Source organism: Lewinellaceae bacterium (assembly GCA_020636135.1).
Classification (GTDB): domain Bacteria; phylum Bacteroidota; class Bacteroidia; order Chitinophagales; family Saprospiraceae; genus JAGQXC01.
The window spans coordinates 2,257,151-2,275,156 of the sequence record JACJYK010000001.1; the positions used below are offsets into that span (position 1 = coordinate 2,257,151).

At 47.2% G+C, this 18,006-nt stretch carries 19 protein-coding genes and 1 tRNA gene; 14 read left to right on the forward strand and 6 right to left on the reverse strand.

What is annotated here, in order from left to right:
- Nucleotides 1–28 precede the first annotated feature (28 nt).
- From H6570_08475 to H6570_08495, 5 genes are all read left to right on the forward strand, one after another.
- Nucleotides 29–658: an N-acetylmuramoyl-L-alanine amidase gene (locus H6570_08475; protein ID MCB9319303.1), complete on the forward strand. Its 630-nt coding sequence runs from the start codon at nucleotides 29–31 to the stop codon at nucleotides 656–658.
- 144 nt (nucleotides 659–802) lie between these two features.
- Entirely contained in the window at nucleotides 803–1,621 is an 819-nt protein-coding gene (locus tag H6570_08480; protein ID MCB9319304.1) for an AraC family transcriptional regulator, read from the forward strand.
- A 66-nt stretch (nucleotides 1,622–1,687) separates the two neighbouring features.
- Nucleotides 1,688–2,128, forward strand: coding sequence for a nuclear transport factor 2 family protein (locus H6570_08485; protein ID MCB9319305.1), 441 nt, complete (start codon nucleotides 1,688–1,690; stop codon nucleotides 2,126–2,128).
- Nucleotides 2,129–2,213: 85 nt separating this feature from the next.
- Nucleotides 2,214–2,723, forward strand: coding sequence for a nuclear transport factor 2 family protein (locus H6570_08490; GenBank protein ID MCB9319306.1), 510 nt, complete (start codon nucleotides 2,214–2,216; stop codon nucleotides 2,721–2,723).
- A 166-nt stretch (nucleotides 2,724–2,889) separates the two neighbouring features.
- Nucleotides 2,890–3,282, forward strand: a complete 393-nt coding sequence (locus H6570_08495; protein ID MCB9319307.1) for a VOC family protein — start codon at nucleotides 2,890–2,892, stop codon at nucleotides 3,280–3,282.
- A 54-nt stretch (nucleotides 3,283–3,336) separates the two neighbouring features.
- On the opposite strand, the gene H6570_08500 is transcribed toward H6570_08495, so the two are convergent.
- The 3 genes from H6570_08500 to H6570_08510 form a co-directional block, all read right to left on the reverse strand.
- Nucleotides 3,337–3,409, reverse strand: a tRNA-Gly gene (locus tag H6570_08500).
- A 116-nt stretch (nucleotides 3,410–3,525) separates the two neighbouring features.
- Entirely contained in the window at nucleotides 3,526–5,370 is a 1,845-nt protein-coding gene (locus tag H6570_08505; GenBank protein ID MCB9319308.1) for a gamma-glutamyltransferase, read from the reverse strand.
- A gap of 45 nt (nucleotides 5,371–5,415) precedes the next feature.
- Complete coding sequence (locus H6570_08510; GenBank protein ID MCB9319309.1) at nucleotides 5,416–6,009, reverse strand: alpha/beta fold hydrolase; 594 nt, start codon at nucleotides 6,007–6,009, stop codon at nucleotides 5,416–5,418.
- 126 nt (nucleotides 6,010–6,135) lie between these two features.
- Between H6570_08510 and H6570_08515 the strand changes: the two genes are divergently transcribed.
- The 5 genes from H6570_08515 (at nucleotide 6,136) to H6570_08535 (ending at nucleotide 10,755) form a co-directional block, all read left to right on the forward strand.
- The gene (locus tag H6570_08515; protein MCB9319310.1) at nucleotides 6,136–7,074 is read left to right on the forward strand and encodes a hypothetical protein; all 939 of its coding nucleotides are present in this window, start codon (nucleotides 6,136–6,138) and stop codon (nucleotides 7,072–7,074) included.
- A 15-nt stretch (nucleotides 7,075–7,089) separates the two neighbouring features.
- Nucleotides 7,090–8,307 carry a M28 family peptidase gene (locus tag H6570_08520; protein MCB9319311.1) on the forward strand — a complete coding sequence of 406 codons (1,218 nt, stop codon included), beginning with the start codon at nucleotides 7,090–7,092 and terminating at the stop codon, nucleotides 8,305–8,307.
- The gene (locus H6570_08525) at nucleotides 8,297–8,959 is read left to right on the forward strand and encodes a lysoplasmalogenase (protein MCB9319312.1); all 663 of its coding nucleotides are present in this window, start codon (nucleotides 8,297–8,299) and stop codon (nucleotides 8,957–8,959) included. Before H6570_08520 ends, H6570_08525 begins: the two co-directional genes overlap by 11 nt.
- Nucleotides 8,960–9,010: 51 nt before the next feature.
- The gene (locus tag H6570_08530; protein MCB9319313.1) at nucleotides 9,011–9,733 is read left to right on the forward strand and encodes a hypothetical protein; all 723 of its coding nucleotides are present in this window, start codon (nucleotides 9,011–9,013) and stop codon (nucleotides 9,731–9,733) included.
- Between the two features lie 80 nt (nucleotides 9,734–9,813).
- Complete coding sequence (locus H6570_08535; protein MCB9319314.1) at nucleotides 9,814–10,755, forward strand: DMT family transporter; 942 nt, start codon at nucleotides 9,814–9,816, stop codon at nucleotides 10,753–10,755.
- 65 nt (nucleotides 10,756–10,820) lie between these two features.
- Here the strand turns inward: H6570_08535 and H6570_08540 are convergent, their stop codons facing one another.
- Together H6570_08540 and H6570_08545 are read right to left on the reverse strand one after the other, a co-directional pair.
- Nucleotides 10,821–12,686, reverse strand: a complete 1,866-nt coding sequence (locus H6570_08540) for a hypothetical protein (protein ID MCB9319315.1) — start codon at nucleotides 12,684–12,686, stop codon at nucleotides 10,821–10,823.
- Nucleotides 12,687–12,844: 158 nt separating this feature from the next.
- Entirely contained in the window at nucleotides 12,845–13,576 is a 732-nt protein-coding gene (locus H6570_08545) for an esterase family protein (GenBank protein ID MCB9319316.1), read from the reverse strand.
- A 156-nt stretch (nucleotides 13,577–13,732) separates the two neighbouring features.
- Between H6570_08545 and H6570_08550 the strand changes: the two genes are divergently transcribed.
- The 3 genes from H6570_08550 to H6570_08560 are packed head-to-tail and all read left to right on the forward strand — an operon-like array spanning nucleotide 13,733 to nucleotide 14,938.
- Nucleotides 13,733–14,149, forward strand: a complete 417-nt coding sequence (locus H6570_08550; GenBank protein ID MCB9319317.1) for a hypothetical protein — start codon at nucleotides 13,733–13,735, stop codon at nucleotides 14,147–14,149.
- Nucleotides 14,150–14,153: 4 nt separating this feature from the next.
- Nucleotides 14,154–14,618 (forward strand): sigma-70 family RNA polymerase sigma factor, encoded by a 465-nt coding sequence (locus H6570_08555; protein MCB9319318.1) that lies wholly within the window; start codon nucleotides 14,154–14,156, stop codon nucleotides 14,616–14,618.
- The gene (locus H6570_08560) at nucleotides 14,615–14,938 is read left to right on the forward strand and encodes a hypothetical protein (GenBank protein MCB9319319.1); all 324 of its coding nucleotides are present in this window, start codon (nucleotides 14,615–14,617) and stop codon (nucleotides 14,936–14,938) included. The genes H6570_08555 and H6570_08560 overlap by 4 nt, the downstream gene beginning before the upstream one ends.
- Here H6570_08560 and H6570_08565 read toward each other — a convergent pair.
- Nucleotides 14,912–16,234, reverse strand: coding sequence for an MFS transporter (locus H6570_08565; GenBank protein ID MCB9319320.1), 1,323 nt, complete (start codon nucleotides 16,232–16,234; stop codon nucleotides 14,912–14,914). The two genes, H6570_08560 and H6570_08565, sit on opposite strands and share 27 nt — an antisense overlap.
- On the opposite strand from H6570_08565, the gene H6570_08570 reads away from it, so the two are divergent.
- On the forward strand, nucleotides 16,233–17,918 hold the full coding sequence (locus H6570_08570) for a D-aminoacylase (protein MCB9319321.1): 1,686 nt from the start codon (nucleotides 16,233–16,235) through the stop codon (nucleotides 17,916–17,918). The two genes, H6570_08565 and H6570_08570, sit on opposite strands and share 2 nt — an antisense overlap.
- The last annotated feature ends 88 nt before the right edge of the window (nucleotides 17,919–18,006 follow it).

Sequence of the window (18,006 nt, forward strand, 5' to 3'; positions counted from 1 at the left end):
CTTGTTCCTTGTTGGGATAAGCAGTTGGATGATGAGTTGTTATCCGGCCCGTGTGCCAATCGTTCAGAAGCCCATCGTCTGGGATAGCACCCGGGTTCAGCTGTCCCTGCAATACCTGCACGAAAGGCATGGTCTGGATGCGCATACTCCGAACATTGATCCGCGCATGATTGTGGTTCACTGGACGGCAATACCTACTTTCGAAGGATCCTACCGGGCATTTTATCCAAGCGTTCTACCCGGCCGGCCTCAGCTCCAGGCGGCCAGTTCCCTGAATGTAGGGATCCATTTTCTGGTAGATCAGGATGGGACCGTCTATCAGTTATTACCGGAAAACTATTTCGCCCGACACGTAATCGGGTTGAATTATTGTGCCCTGGGAATAGAAAACGTTGGTGATAATGCGGATCATCCACTGACAGAAGCCCAGCTAAGAGCCAACATACGACTGATTAAATACCTGCTCAGAAAATACCCGGAAGTGAAGTACGTCATAGGTCACCATGAATACCGCGAATTCGCCGGTACACCATTGTACAAGGAAACCAACCCGGACTATTTCACGGAAAAGATTGATCCGGGTGATGCCTTTCTGGAAGCCATTTACCGGCATCTGCCCAAAAACCGGGTGATGAGGAGGTATGAGGTCAAATCTTAAGCATGCATTTGGATGGTTTAAGGATATAAGCTACCTTTTTTCAAGCGATTATATAGTAGATATTCTATTACTCTATCAATTATAATTGCAGTAATACCATCCATTTGCTAAATTTAATTAGCCTCAAATGGGCAGAATCTAACGTTGTACTATCAGAAATACATACCATGCCTGCCACTCCGGCCGTATATCGAATGCTATTTTGTCTGGAGGACGAAAGCACAACAGTCCGATAAGTGGCTGGATAGTCCCCCCAATGCTTTCACGGCCATCCTGTTTAATCTGGACGGTGATTTGCACGTTTCATTGGAACCAAATGCCTCTACCAGACTTTCCTCGTCTTACATTTCCGGCCAGTGCATTCGCAATTATGGACTTAAGGTGAATGGACCCCTGAACCAGATTGGAGTTGTTTTTAAACCTACCGGATTGTTTCAGTTTTTTGGCATACCTATGTATGAACTCACGCACACCCGGTATGCATTGTGTGATGTTTTCCCTGGTAATTTTGAGTTATTGGAAGAGAAAATCCAGCTGGCAAAAACCGATCAGGTTCGGATTGCCCTATTGGATGATACATTCCTCAAACTGCTTGATCATCGGGACCAGACCTGGTCAGGGGTTGATCGTGCAGCTAATTTGATTATTTCCTCAACCGACAATTTATCCGTTCAGGACCTTATTAAAGATTCCTACATGAGCAGAAGGACCTTTGAACGGCATTTCCTGGAGCGGGTGGGGCTGAGTCCAAAATTTTATGCCCGTATCCGCCGGTACGGGAGCCTGTGTGCCGAGATAGCCGGGCAACGAAGTCATATCGACTGGGATGAACTGGTTTTTAAATATGGTTATTTTGATCAGAGTCATCTGATCAAGGACTTCAAGGAATTCTCCGGCAAAGCACCCAGCCAATATTTACTGGAAAATAATGAGGTAGCCCACCATATACAGCCTGAAGAATAGATTGACGCATTTTTACAATCAAAGCGACTGGAGTCAAATTACATTTGTAGTAACAAACGAAATTATATGGAGCCACTATCAAAACAAGCATCAAGTTGGCAGGTATGGAAAAACCAGTGCCTGGGTTTTCTGAATGCCTATAACGAAAAGGATGTACCGGCTATGCTTTCCTATTTCTCGGAAGATGCCACTTGTCATTTTATTCCCCTCGGGGATGCGGGTAAGGGGAACGTTCATGATCTCGGCCAATCCATTTGGACATCCATTATTGATTGTTTTCCCAATGTGGAAAATACGGTTGACTCCATTATCTCTGAGGACGGGGGAATTCGGGCACAGGTTTCAATCAGAGGTAAGCAAGCTAAAGATTTTCTTGGTTTACCCAATAAAGGTCTCTCCTTCGAGAGTGGACATATATTCGTTTTTAAGTTGTCTCCTGTTCACAATATAGAGCACATCGATATCCACTGGGACCACGAAGATTTTGTCCGGCAACTCGGAAGCTGATCAATCTTTAAATATTCGGAAATACAATTTAACCGGAGTAAGCACCTGCTTATTCATAACAAGCTATGCCATAAATCTAAAAAAAATGAAAACCATCGCCGTAAGTCTGCTTTCCGTTCTTCTCACTTTAGGGAGTAGTGCCTGGATTTCCAGGTCAAATGATCTTTTGAAAAGCAGAGGATTAAATGATGAAAAACAAGCCATTATGCAATTGATTGACAAGGAATCGAGCGCATTCTGGGAAAAGGATTTTGAAGCCTTTGCTTCCTGCTGGGCACATGAGGATTATATCCGCACCATGGGGTGGTGGGCTGCAGGAGGCATCACGGTCGTGGAAGGGTGGAAAGAGCGGGGCGGCAGGACAAAAAAATTCATGGAGGATTTTCCGGAAAAAAACCCTCAGAATCCTGTTCGGAAAAATATCAATGTCCGGATTTCCGAAGACATGGCCTGGGTGACATTTGACCAATACGGTAGTGACACCGGGGATCCTACCTTTGACATGCCAGGGCTCAGTCGCGAAACCCGCATAGTTGAAAAGATTGATGGAGCCTGGAAGATTGTGTATACCGGCTGGTTGTTGCAGGGAGAATAATGTAGCAATGGTGAAAATCCCTACAGACATGGAAGCCAACAATCGGCAGATAATACTTCATGGACTCATATGTCTGGGCAAATTGAAGATGTAAGTCTATTTGACTGACGTTTAAGAATCATTGCATTTCATTCCAATAAAATTTCAACAATAAAATAATCAATACATGGCTATTAAACCAAAAACATCCGGAATACACCATCTTACCCTGCGGAGTACCGATTACGAGCGCTCGAAGGATTTTTACATCAACAAGCTTGGCTTTGATCTCATTTTGGAAATACCCAACTTATTCATCTTTTTGGCCGGTCAATCCGCCATCGCAGTAAGGGGACCTGAAGCAAGGACTCCTGCCGGAGATCGGTTTAATCCATTCCGTGCAGGAATGGATCATGTAGCGCTTGGTTGCAGCGACCTTGATGAACTGAACCGCGTCGCTACTGAATTAACGGAAAATTCCATTGAAAATACCGGTGTCAAGAAAGATGAGACACTGGGTAAAATGTATGTGGCCTTTAAAGATCCTGACCGGATCTCGTGGGAATTCTATATGGTGTGATCAAAGTGGATCAGGGTTGCTATTTCTGGGTACTGTAAGGCCGGGAAAACAAAGAGCGGCAAACGGGATTCGAACCCGCGACCCTCAGCTTGGGAAGCTGATGCTCTACCAACTGAGCTACTGCCGCTTGACGTGTTTACGTGTTGGTGGAATAGGCATGAAGTTACGATGGGTAGATGAATTTCACAATCCAATTTTTCTCACCATCAGATATCTCCTGAGTACGTAAACACCTAAACATAGTTACCACCCGATCCCGTAATCTTCTCCATGGTTGCTGGAGCCGCCCCACATGGATCCGTTTTTCCAGTCAAAATAAATGGCATTGATCGGTCCGGAAGTCCGGTCGTCGGTTTCAAGCCGGTACCCCATCTCCCGTAATTTCTTGCGGGTCCACGGTGGTGTATCATCACGTATCAGCATTACTCCGGGGCGGGTTTCATGCTCTCCGAAGGAACCGCGCATCTGGAAAGAGTTGATATTGGCCGCTTCAGCTGCTTCCTGTACATTCATCCCAAATTCAACAACATTCAGGAAGAACTGCAGTAAATTCTGATCCTGTGAATCACCTCCCTGGACCGCAAATGATAAATAGGGCTTTCCATCTTTCAATGCCAGGGTAGGGGTAAGCGTAGCACGTGGACGCTTGCCGGGAGCTACTACATTGAATGGATTTTCTTCTTCCTTTAACACAAAACTTTGCATCCGCTGACTCAAGCCAACGCCGGTATGACCAGCCACCACAGCAGGTATCCAGCCGCCACTGGGCGTAACGGATACGACCCATCCTTCTTCGTCAGCAGCTTGGACGGAAGTCGTTCCTGCGTAGAATGATGAGTCCGGGAATTCACCTGTCGGGCGAAGGGGTTTAGCATCTGAGACTGCACCTCCCCATTTTTTCAACAGATCGAGGTAGGGGTTGATGCCACCCTGAAATGGATATGGATCTCCCGGAGCTACCTTTGCATCGTTTTTATCCCAGTTGATCTGTTTCACCCGTTCTTTAGCATATTCTTTGGACAATAAGCCATTGATAGGTTCTACCGGAGGGAAATAAGGATCACCATAGTAGAAGTCCCGGTCGGCGAAGCTCATGTTCATCACCTGATAAAGCATGTGCATGTATTTCGCCGTATTGTATTCGAGACAGCCGATATCGACCTGTTCGATCATATTTAGTGCCTGAAGCATCACCGGACTTTGCACCCAATGGGTCAGCTTGTACACTTCGATGCCTTTGTAATTGGTAGACAAAGGTTCTTCGATGTACACCTTCCAGTTAGCCAGATCTTCTTTGGTGATCAGGCCGCCTTCTTCTTTTACCCCCCGGACAAATTCATCGGCAATGTCCCCTTTATAAAAACGGTCGTAAGCGGCGTAAATGGCCTCTTTCCGGGATTTGCCCATTTTAAGTGCATTGGCTTCTGCATCGACCATCTTTTGCAGGGTGGCCAGTAGGTCGAGTTGTTTGAATATTTCACCAGGATAAGGTGCCTCCCGGTCTTCGCCCTGGTGGGTCAGGAAGATCTCCTTGGAGTATTTCCAGTCCTTGATGCGTTTCTTTTGCCTTTCAATACCATCTGCGGTTTGTTTTTCAATGGGGTACCCAGAGGCAAGCGTCATAGCCGGTGCTAAAACTTGTTTCAAGCTCATGGTGCCGTATTCGGCCAGCATGGTGCATATTCCACCGGGAGTGCCTGGAGTGACGGCTGCCAGAGGTCCATATTCAGGTGGATAGCTCATGCCCTTGTCCAGGAAGAATTCCGGTGTGGCACCGGTTGGGGCAACTCCTAATGCATTAATCCCAATGACCTTTCCGGTGTGGGGGTTGTAAATCAAAGCTTGGGTTTCACCGCCCCAACTCAGGACATCCCACATGGTACTGGTTGCGGCAATCATGGCACAAGCAGCATCTATGGCATTACCCCCTTGTTGGAAAATCGACGCACCGGCAGTTGCAGCTAATGGTTTACCGGTTATTGCCATCCAGTGTTTAGCATGTAATGCGGGTTTTTGCGTCGTCTGTGCGCACAGGTTCATTAATAAGGCCAGACCAAAGAACACAGCAATTGAAATTCGTTTTAACATAATATGGAGTTCCTTTAAAATGATTGTTAATTCAGGATTGGGAAGTTAAGCATTTTCAGAAATTATCCGGTTCATCCAGTCCGCGGCATTCTGAGCCAGCAAATCCAGCGTCTCCTCCTGAGTGTAACCGCTTTTCTTGGGACGTTTGAATGAGTGATCAGCCATTGGATATTCCAGCAAAGTCGCTTTTGGCAAGGAGTTGCAGACCTGCCGGATCAACGGTATCTCAGCGAGGGTATCGCGTTCTCCCTGTAAAAAGAGTTGTGGCACTGGGACATCCGGCAAATGTTTGCTCCGGTCCAGAGAGGGTTTACCGGCGGGGTGTAGAGGATAACCCAGATAGACCAGTCCTTTGATGGGTGGTGAAGGCTGTTCGGCGGCATACATGGATGACATTCGGGCACCGAACGATTTACCCGCTGCGAACACCGGTAGGCCGGGATAGGATTGCAGGAGGTGGTCCACCACAGCCTTAATAGTCGCTATGGCAACCGGAGGCCGATCCGTACGGGGTGATTTAGCCTCCATATAGGGAAACTGGAAACGCAAAACATGAAATCCCAAAGCCGCCCACCGTTCTGCTATCGATTGCATGAAAGCATGATGCATACCTGCCCCAGCACCATGGGCTAAAGATATTAAGGCCCGGGGCGCGGTGGCCAGATTCCATAAAATATGGACCGATCCAATGGGCGGCGATATTTCCAGTAATTGCTCCTGCTCCATAATTTGGCTTTTATATCTTTGAGATAAAGATAATGCTTCATGAGCACCATACAGGAACAGCTGCAAAAAACAATTGAAGCACAACACCAGCTGGAAAAAGTAGCTACGTATGTGACTAGTCTGGAAGATCGCATTGATGGTGCTCATCGTCAACTCCAGGAGCTATCCCAGATCGTGGATAAAGAACAGGCAGAATACGAACGGCTTGAAAAGCTTAGTCTCAAGTCGGTCTTCCATCAGGTATTGGGGAATAAGGAACAGCAAGTGGAGAAAGAACGCCAGGATTATTTACAGGCCTTTCTTCGTTTCAATGAAGCACGTAAAGCGTTGGAATTGCTCAATTTTGAACGAGAGACCCTGGTGAAAAAGCTGGATGGGAAATCACAGCTGGACGCGGAGTTGGAGCGTTTGATCGCATTACGAGAACAAGAGATTCTCACACTGAATAATCAGTCTGCTCAAAGATTGAGGGGAATCGACCGCGATATGGATAAACTGATCAGGGTTCGGGTGGAGGTCAATGAAGCCATCGCCGCTGGTGAGGTTGCCTTGAATTCGCTGAGTCAGATGATAGGCTATCTGAACCAGGCTCGCAACTGGGGCAACTGGGATATGACTTCACGCGGCCCGGCTCCTTCATTCATGAAAAAGTCAAGCATCGATAAGGCCCGGACCATTTCATACAATGTACAGATGGAGTTGAAGCGTTTTGGGGATGAATTGCGTGACGTGTATCACCGGGAGTTTATTTTTCCGTTCCAGTTGGAATCATTTTCCGGATTTTTGGATATGTTTTTTGATAACCTCATTTCCGATTGGATTATCCAGAGCAAGATCAAGAATTCGCTGGCCAATTGTATCGCCGTCCGGGATACAGTCCTACGACTGCATGGATCTTTGAGGGCTGAGTTGCCATCCTTAGAAAAAGAAAAAGCAGATTTGGAACAAAAAAGGAAGAAACTGATTATTAATGCATAACTAAGTCAACCTAACATGAATAAAATATTATTGTATAGTCTTTTGTTCGTAGCCAGCTTTGGATATTCTCAATCCGAGTTGCAGATCAAAGTCGATGTGGTTTACCTTTCCTCAGACTTGTTACTGGGTAGAGAGACCGGCACAGAAGGGGAGTCACGGGCAGCCGAATATGTCGCGGACCGGTTTGAGCAGATCGGACTTAAACCGGCGGGCACTGAAGGATATTTCCAACCTTTCACTTTTGAGGAAAGGCCCAATCCTCACGCCGCAGATCCCATTAAAGAACCACGGATTGTAAACGGGAAAAATGTGGTCGGATACCTGGACAGGGGTTCAAATCAGACCATTGTGATTGGTGCGCATTATGACCACCTGGGTTTCGGACACACCGGTAGCCTTTATACGGGCGAGCCTTCTATTCACAACGGGGCCGATGACAATGCCAGTGGAGTATCAGCACTCCTTTATTTAGCCGCCACACTAAAGGAAGATGCCGCTCTGAAGGAAAATGTATTGTTTATTGCCTTTTCCGGCGAAGAATATGGGCTGTTCGGCTCCAAGCATTTTGTTGCCAATCCGACCATCGACCTGGATAAAGTGAATTATATGATGAATATGGATATGGTAGGCCGCCTGAATGACCAGCATGTGCTGGTGGTTAACGGCGCCGGTACATCACCGGTTTGGAAGGATCTTCTGGAGCAGGAAAAAGGCGACCTGACGATCCAGACCACCGATAGTGGAGTAGGGCCTTCCGATCATACTTCCTTCTACCTGGAAGATATGCCGGTATTGCATTTTTTTACCGGACAGCACATGGATTACCACAAGCCATCCGATGATTCGGAGCTGATCAACTACGACGGAATCAAAGATGTCTCGGATTATATGATGCGCTTGATCACATCCCTGGATGATCAGCCCAGGCTGGCATTTACCAAAACCAAAGATGACAGCGGTAAAAAGGCCTCTTCCTTTAAAGTTACCCTGGGTGTTATGCCGGATTATACCTATACTGCCGGTGATGGAATGCGTATTGATGGTGTGTTATCCGACCGTCCGGCAGAAAAAGCCGGGATGTTAAAAGGTGATGTCATTACAAAACTTGGGGAAACAGAAGTGAAAGACATCTATGGTTATATGGATGCTCTGGGTAAGTTCAACAGCGGTGATAAAGCGATCATAGAATATATAAGGGATGGTAAGAAGCAAACCTCAGAAATTGTCTTCTAGCCGGTTTGATGGTTGGTTCTGGCAGTTTATCCTGGTTTGCGTCATCCACCTTTTCGCTGTCCAGTTTTCTGCCGGAGCATTGGCAGTCATCACCAAATCGGTTCTGATACCAGCATTGATGATCTGGTATTGGCAACAGTCAAAGCTACAATTGGTATGGGTCTATCTCGCGCTTGGAGCCAGTTGGGTAGGAGATATCCTATTAACCCAGGCCGGATTATTCTATTTCATTGCAGGCCTGCTGGCATTTTTGATGACGCATTTGGTGTATTTGTATTATTTCTACCGTCAGCGAAGTGCTTTGAAGTATTGGCAGGTAAATCTGATTTTATTTCTCTGGTGTTTTCTAATCATTTACGGCTGGTACCTGACCCCTCATCTGGGACCATTAAAAATTCCGGTGTACGTTTACATGCTGATCATCACTTTGATGGCTTCATTTGCAATCGCACGCAACCGGAAATTACCGGGACATGGAACCGTCTGGCAAGGTGCCTTGTTTTTTATGGCATCGGATAGTTTATTAGCCTACGACAAGTTTGTTTCGCCACTTCCGGCGGCACATTGGTGGATCATGATCACCTATCTGGCTGCACAGTTTCTGATCGTATGGGGAATTCTTAAGGATGAGGAACTGCAGCGTGAAGGTTAGCCGGGCAAATGCTATCTTTGAAATCAGACTGCACTAGTATATCTCGTTGGCGTGAATAAGGAATTGATCCAAAAAATAGAGGCATTATTTGAACTCCGGCAATTGCCCTGGTTATTGGGTCAAGCTGAAGGATTGGAAGTTGACCTTAATGATTTCCACCAACGACTGATCGGGCTGCAATACCACATTTATCAGCTGGACAAATACCTGGAAGAAACCTGGCATCCTGACCCATCTGTATTGTCTGACCTGTGGGCAACCTGCGAAATTCAACTGGCTGGATTTGGATATAGTCCCGGACAGACAGAACAGTTGTTGCATTCTTTCTACGTCTATATGCAACGGGAGCTGGCCATCCGGGCAGGCAGAACTCCTGACAGACTGAACATCAGGGCTTTTTACTGGCACAAGTCCTGCGACGTGAAATTAATGCGTCAGCTGATCTATGACCGCTATCCGGAAGTTGCTGAGACTTTTCCCAAACGGTGCTGGATTGCATTTGACTACATGACAGAGATCATGGATGACGTGGAGGACCTACAGGAGGATCTTCATGTTTATAATGGGAATCGACTGCTCTTCGCTTTACGGGAACAAAGCGTTAAAGAAGTCCGGGAAGAGTATCTGGCATTTTTGGATTGGATCGTAAACAGGTCCTTTCCAGATCGCAGGAAATGGCCGGAATGGATGATCGAATCCTTCGACCAAAATGTCAGAACCCTAAGGCAGGAACTCAGGCAGGTAAACCTTCCTAAGCCGGTACTTCAGAAATGAGATTGGAGATCGTATAACAAGCGATTCCTAAGTTCGCCATGTCGACTCCCGGCATTAACTTGACTGCAAATCGCAGGTTAATGGCCTCATCGCAGAACAACCGGATCGGTGTCTCCCTGGCAGTAGCCGGGGCACTATGCTTTTCGACAAAGGCTGTTTTCGTAAAATTGGCTTATCGCCTGGAAGTGGATACCGTCACCCTGCTCTTGTTGCGTATGGGGCTGGCACTCCCTTTTTATCTGATAACCTGGTGGTTGTCTTCCCGGAAAGGGACGGTAAAACAATGGGGTACACCCAGGTCGTGGTTGTTACTGGTTATCAGCGCCGTATTGGGCTATTATCTGTCAAGCCTGCTGGATTTTGCCGGGTTGCAATACATTGATGCCAGTCTTGAGCGATTAATCCTTTTCATTTATCCATCCCTGGTAGCGATCATGGCTCATTTTTGGATCGGAACCAAAGTCAAAGGCCGTGAATGGATAACGATAGGGATATCGTATCTGGGATTGATCCTGCTTTTCGGAAAGCAATTGGCTACACTGACCTGGACTCCGGGATTCTGGACGGGCGTAGTTCTGGTCCTGGGATGTGCATTCACTTTTGCCCTTTACCTTATTCTGAGTCAACAATTGATTCCCGTGTTCGGGGTGATGGGATTTACCAGCATGTCCATGATCATCGCCTGCCTCTCTGTAATAGTACACTATGGTATTCAGCATGGAGGTTCATTTCATCTGCAGCACTATCCCTGGCAGGTGTGGGCGATAGCTTTGGCGATGGCTTTTATTGCAACGGTAATTCCATCTTATCTCGTCAATATGGCCATTGCGCGTATCGGAGCTGCGAAAGCAGCCATCATTGCCAGTGTGGGCCCTTTGTCTACCATTACACTGGCTCACTGGTTGCTGGGTGAACGCCTTGGATTGTTGCAAATTGTCGGCGGTCTGTGCATCGTGGCCAGCATTACCTTCTTAAGCTGGCAATCCAAAAAGAAACCGGTCTATGAAAAAAATCCGGACTGAAATGACAGCCCGGATTTTCTGTTTGTCCCTCGGAGGATCAGTTGCAGTTTTGCAAAATATGCAGGTCAATAGGTCATTCCACCTGTGACATCTATTCTGAATACTGCAATGCCTCCATCATGGTCTGCTACATAAATTTTTCCGTCGTTGATTTGTACATCCCGGACACTGCCAGGAGTGTTGTAATAGCCAACCAATTTAGGACTGGCCGGATTCTGGACATCCATGACAGCCAGACCCCGGTAATCTAAAGCAACAATTACGAAATGATTGAAATGCAGGATACGTTCTGATTTGCCAAGAATAAACAAAGAGCCGGCTTCTACCGGATCGGTTGGGTTGGCAATGTCAATCACGTGCATGCCGTTGGTGTAGTCAGCCAGGTAGGCATAATGATCGTTGATGACAACGTCGCGGACATTACGTGTATCCGTATACAAACCTGCCATTTTGGGATTTCCCGGTTTATTGATGTCCAGAACGATCATTCCTGCGTCTCCATTCGCGAGATACAGGTAATGATCAACCTGATCAATGCCGGCAACTTTTGTCCGGGTATCGTAATTGCCTATTAGTTTTACGTTTTGTGGATTCTTCACTTCAGCGATATAGACGCCCCGGCTTTGCTGGGCAATATAAGCCATGCCGTCTTTTACCAGAAAGTCGGCTGTGCCATCCGGTAAATCAAGACTTCCCAGTTCCTTAGGCTGCATCAGATTGGAAACATCATAAATGTGGAAGTCTGCATCACCGTCAGCCACATACAGCAAATTACCATCTATGGCTACTTTGGAAACTTCGTCATAAGCAGGAATGGTACTGATTGGCTTGATTGCCTGTGGGTTGCTGACATCCAGGATTTGGACGCCTGATTTCATCTGGGCTACGAAAGCTATCTGGTCACGGATCGCTATACCTTCGCTGTTTCCTTTAGCGGCAAATGTAGTGATAACGGCCGGATTGGACGGGTTGGTCACGTCAATGAGCGTCAATCCCTCACCCCCCTTAGCCTGGAAGGCTACATTGTCGGCGACGGTAAGTTCGTAAACAGGATCTTCTACCTGTGCTGGCGTTGTACCCAGTGGGGTGACATTGTATTGAGCATCCAGAGCATAGGTTTGCAGATTTCCATGTACTCCGCTTGCAAAGAGCGTACCCTTGTCCACAGCAACATGCGTAATCTCACCGAAGCCACCGATGGATTTGTAGAGTTTACAGTCTTCCGGATTATTAATATCCAGCAGGTGCAGCGTGTCTGACGAGAGGAAGGCCAGCATCTGATCATCCAGCAACGTCAGATCACCAACGTAATCACACACATAATTGTGGACAACTTTCGGGATTTTTGGATTGGCAACATCGATTCCCATTAACCCTGAAAAACCGCCGGCCAGGTAAATGATCTCATGATTCAGAATCATTTGGTCCGGTTTGAATCCCAGCAGGAATTTGTTCATTTCTGCGGGCTTGGCAGGATTGCTGACGTCAATGATAAACATCCGCTGGAATCCATCGGATACAAAAGCAAAAGAACCCCTGACAACCAATTCTCCATCATAGCAATACAGCGGCAGGGAACCGGCCATCTGCGGGTTGTTGATGTCTTTAAGGTTGTAAATAACCAACCCATTTTCATCCATGATGGTATACAATAGGTCACCCACCCGCTGCATGTCACGAACCGTACCTACGGTTTCAAATTCTTTAAGTAATATTGGATCTGAAGGCTTCTTAATATCCAGGATAGCCAGTTTGGATCCCATATTATAATAGGCCATCTGGCCATCAACGTACACGGTGGTAACCGGACCATCGGTCCAGCGTCCCAGTAAAGTCATCCCTTCGTTTTCTTGCGCATTCACGTATGGTAGGGCCATAAACATCCAGAACACGAACGAAAGGAAAGGCAGAAGTATTGATAATTTTTTCATAGCAGATCATGTTTTGGATCACTGCTATTATCGCCCGGATCAGGCCGGAAGTCCATGACAATTGTCATAACCATATATGATCATGGCAACCCCAACCAATGAGCATTGTTGGATACCGGATGGGCGGATGAAAATTGCCTGGTACGGAGTTTACGAGCCTAAAATCTGCTGGCAATATAGTAGGGCAACATATCCCTCCAGGTCGGCCAGTCGTGCGGCATGTCTGCGCCCCAGATATCCAGTTCGTGTGGAATTCCTTTGCTGTTCAATATTCCGGACAGCTGGTGTGAAGCATCTGGTCTTTCATAATTTCCGGCGCCACTGAGAATATGAATGTGATTGGCATATTGCAACTTGGGTAAGTAATAATCATCACCGAGATTTGGAAGGTAATGGACCGGTGAATTGAAATAAACTTGCTCGTCCCAGTAACCCCGCGTATAGGTCGTAAGATCGTATACCCCACTCATGGCAATCACCCCGTCGATGAGGTCAGGACGTTTGAAATACAAATTGGCAGAGTGCAATGCACCCAGGGAAGCGCCGGTTACATAGATGGGTGTATCGTAACTGGTTTTCGATTTGATAAACGGGATAACCTCGTTGTAAACGTACTCGTTGAACTGGTTGTGCCGAATTGCCTTATGGGGAGGATACATGCCGTTATTCAGCCAGCTCTCGGCATTGATGCTATTGACGGAGAAGACCTTGACCTTGCCTGCTTCAATATGCGGTTTTAAGGACTGGATCATCAAAAATCGCTCGTATTCCAGATAATCAGCGGCGGCAGTGGGTAAAAGCAATAGGGAAAAACCATAATGCCCGTACATGACAATGGGCATTTCCTTATTAAGATTCGGACTGTACCAATGGTGTATCTCGCGGTGCATGTTATTCTTATTTTTGAATTTGACGCTGCAAAAGTAAACCAATCCCATGGAAATGAGTGTAAAAACTTCTGATCCGGATTATTGGACCACAGTCTTCGCAGCCATATTGTTAACCGAACACCCTAATCCGCGTCTTAGCCTAAAAAACCATCAACCATGACACCAAACGCACTGGTCTTTTGCTTACTGGCCCTCATCGTCCTGATCACGGTCATTCGATTCCTTTATTATAAGGCCAATTTGAAAGTGAGACAGGAACAGACTTTATTCCTCCTGGATAAATTCTCATCCCCAGCCGAACTGACTGCTTTTTTGCAATCAGAAGATGGGAAGATGTTGTTACAATTACTGGGTTGGCACAATGAAAACCGCAACTTAAAAACATTGGCGCTGGTATTTCAGATCCTGGCCATTTTCGTATTGGCACTCGCATTCTGTATCATGGCTCTATCCTTCTTTGCTCCTAATGCACAGGCTGCTACGGATGGCAGAAGTTTAGGATTTTTATTAGGCGTTATTGGTGGAGGATCCTATCTGGTTCACCGCCTGATCCGTAAGCATATTACAACCTGAGCGCATGCGGTTTGGGGCATTCGATCAATTTTATGAAGCCACCTGGTCAGGACTGCGTGGCTTTTTACGTACCAGGGGAGTGCCTCCGGATCATTTGGATGATATCCTGCAGGAATCGTACTTACGATTTTTAGCGAACCCGCCGCGGGGAAATCATTTTAATCAAAAGAAAGCATACCTCTACCAGATAGCCATGCGGATCCGTCTTGACGAAGTGAGAAATGCCATCAGAAGCGTGCAGGACAAGGGATATGAAGCCATCCAGGAATTGGAGCCCCGGGTGGAGGCACAGCTGGACTGGAAATACCTGCTACAGTATTTGTCGGAGAAAGAATGTAATTTACTCTGGTTGGCTTATGCCGAAGAATTTTCTCACCAGGAAATTGGTGAGATTATGGGATTGCAACGGGGAAGTATCAAGGTTATGCTGTACCGTATCAAAAGCAAACTAAAACAATATTTCGAATGATGATGGAACCGGATAAAGGGACAAAATTACATGGTGAACTGCTTAGGCTTAAGCAGAAGGAAAGAACCAGTCTTGATGCTATGACAATCTGGCAAAAACACCAGGCCGGCAGGAAGGATCTTCAATCGCTTTCATCGGTTCCCGGTATGCGATATTCAATTCTTGCAGATGTGTTAACAGTGGTTTTAATCGGAGGTTTTATGGGATTAGCATTGATTTACCAGGATTGGTCCATTGGATATCTGGGTCTGATATTGGGGACGGGATGTCTGATCTTTGCAGCAGTGCATATCCTATTGTCCAGGTACGGAAGTCTGTGATTGCCTTTTGATCCCATAGGGACCGACCCTGAAAAAGCTGACAAATACGATGGCTACCACGACGCCAAAAATAAAAGGATAGACCCAGATTTGAGTCCAGTCATGCTGCCCGTTGGGCAAGGTATTGGACTGAACCAGCCAGCCTGCCAATGGCGATCCTATGGTAACCCCAATACCCAGCGTAGCAAAGGTCATAAATCCCTGTCCGGTACTTCGCAAATGACCGGGCACCCGTTTATCCATATAGATCTGTGCACTGAGATTGGAGAAATTGAAACAGATGCCATGGACCACCAGGCCTAAATAGATCCAGCCATTTTGGCCAAATTCCAGCCCCAAAATCAAAAACCCATAGCGCAATCCCCAGAAAAGCAATCCAAGGAACAGGACATAGCGGATGCCCCATCGATACAGGAGCGCTGGCAAAACCAGCATGATCAGAATCTCGGAGACTTGTCCATAGGCCATCTTGGCGGCAGTATGGCTGATCCCGATCTCTTCCATGAAGGGATTCACAAAGCTGTAATAAAAGGCGCTGGGGATACGCTCAAGGATCAGGCAGATGCCAAAAACCAGGAAATACTTGTCTTTGAATAAGGCCGTGAATGCCGGATCCAGGAGGCTTTCCAGGAATCGCTGTTTTGGCTGATTTATTGCGGCTTGCGGCGGTGTATGGGGTAACGTAAGACAATACAGACCTAAGCCCAGCGATATGCTGGCTGCCGTGTATAATGGCCATACTGTACGCTCCCAGGCCAATGCGGATATGGTAAGCCCTGCCAGGATCCATCCAATGGTGCCCCATACCCGGATGCGCGGAAAATAACGCGCCGTGTCACTGAGCTGCTGCAAGACCAGCGATGCAGTCAAAGCATGCGTGGGCATATACAAAATGCTGTACAGCAACAAGGTCAGGAAAAATGGCAGGAAAGAAGAGATTTGGGTCAGCAGGCCCAGAATGACGGCACCGGAAAGATGCATAATGGCCAGCAGTTTCTCGGCAGGAATAAGCCGGTCGGCCATCATGCCACTTAGCAAAGGGGAAAGAGTGGCAGCCAATGCACCACAGGTATAAATGATACCGACTTGTTGTCCATTAAAATGCAGGGTATTGATGGCATAGGTGCCCAGTGTGACGTACCAGCTTCCCCAAAGTAGAAATTGCAGGAAAAACAATAAAGATAGCTGACCGTACTTTTTGAAATCCATCAGTAAAAGTAGTAAAACATTTCGCATCAGGAAGGAGCCCGCCAACCTCGATATTCTGCGTATCTTACCTGAAATAATTTTCAGCATGAAATCAGCATTTCTGGCCTTCTTAATGGCTTTGACTGTGACCATTTTTTCAGGATGCAGTAAGCCCGGCGTTCACTATGACATACTTATTACCAATGCCATGATTTACGATGGCACCGGGTCTCCCGGATATGCGGGGAGTGTCGGAATTATGGGAGATACCATTGCGGCAGTGGGTGAACTGGAGAATGCAACAGGGACCGAAACCGTCGATGCCGGTGGAATGGCGGTAAGCCCCGGTTTTGTCAACATGCTGAGCTGGGCTACCGAATCGTTGATTGCTGACCCAAGAGGGATGAGTGACCTCCTGCAGGGTGTAACCCTGGTAGTCATGGGAGAAGGCTGGTCCATGGGCCCATTAAGTGATACCATGAAGGCGCAGATGCAAAAAGATCAGGGAGATATCAAATTTGATGTTACCTGGAATACGTTGGGAGGTTATCTGCAATACCTGGAAGACCGCGGTATCAGCCCCAATGTGGCTTCCTTTGTGGGTGCAACCACGCTGCGCATCCACGAAATTGGTTTTGCAGACCGCCCCCCCACGCCGGAAGAGCTGGACAGGATGAAGCAAATGGTTCGGGATGCCATGGAAGAGGGCGCTCTGGGTGTAGGCTCTTCATTGATCTATGCGCCGGCATTTTATGCAAAAACCGATGAATTGATCGAACTCTGCAAAGCGGCTTCACCGTACGGAGGTCGTTACATCACGCACATGCGCAGTGAAGGAAACAAGTTTGTTGAGGCGGTCGATGAAGTGATCAAGATTGCCAAAGAAGCAAACATCGGGGCGGAAATTTATCACCTGAAGGCGGGAGGCAGCAACAACTGGCCAAAAATGGATGTCGTCATAGCCAAAATTGACAGTGCCCGTAAGGCAGGGATTGATATAGCTGCCAATATGTATAATTATGTGGCCGGTGCTACCGGACTGGATGCCTCCATGCCGCCCTGGGTTCAGGAAGGCGGTTACGAAGCCTGGGCAAAACGGCTGCAGGATCCTGCCATTCGTAAAAAGGTGATGGCTGAAATGAAAACCGATGCCCAGGACTGGGAAAACCTTTACTACGCCACCGGAGACCCCAACAAAGTTTTACTGGTCGGATTTAAGAATGATACGCTGAAAAAATACACGGGCAAATCTGTTGCTGAGATGGCCACGATCCGGCATACCTCTCCGGAAGAAGTCATCATGGACCTGGTGGTCCAGGACGGCAGCAGGGTAGGGACCGTGTATTTCCTGATGTCGGAGGAAAACGTCAAAAAGCAACTGCAACTGCCATACATCACTTTCGGGTCGGATGCGGAAGCTCCTGCTACGGAAGGGGTATTCCTCAAATCCAGTACACACCCCAGAGCTTACGGCAACTTTGCCCGGTTGTTGGGTAAATATGTACGTGATGAAAAGGTCATTCCTCTGGAAGACGCCATTCACAAGCTCACCTCCATGGCAACAGATCGCCTGAAGATTGCTAAGCGGGGCAGGCTGACACCGGGTAACTATGCGGATGTGGTGATCTTTGATCCTGCCACTATTGCCGACCATGCGACTTTTGAAAAACCGCATCAGTATTCCACCGGCGTTATTGATGTATGGGTCAATGGAAAGCAGGTGGTGTCCAATGGTGAACATACAGGCGTGACGCCCGGCCGGTTTGTGAAAGGCCCGGGATATCGTAAATAATTCAGCAGGTTACCTTTAAACGTTTTCTGTGCAGGACCGAATTTCAATAGTGTGTCTTGCATTACCTGGTAAAACGAACTCGTTAAAG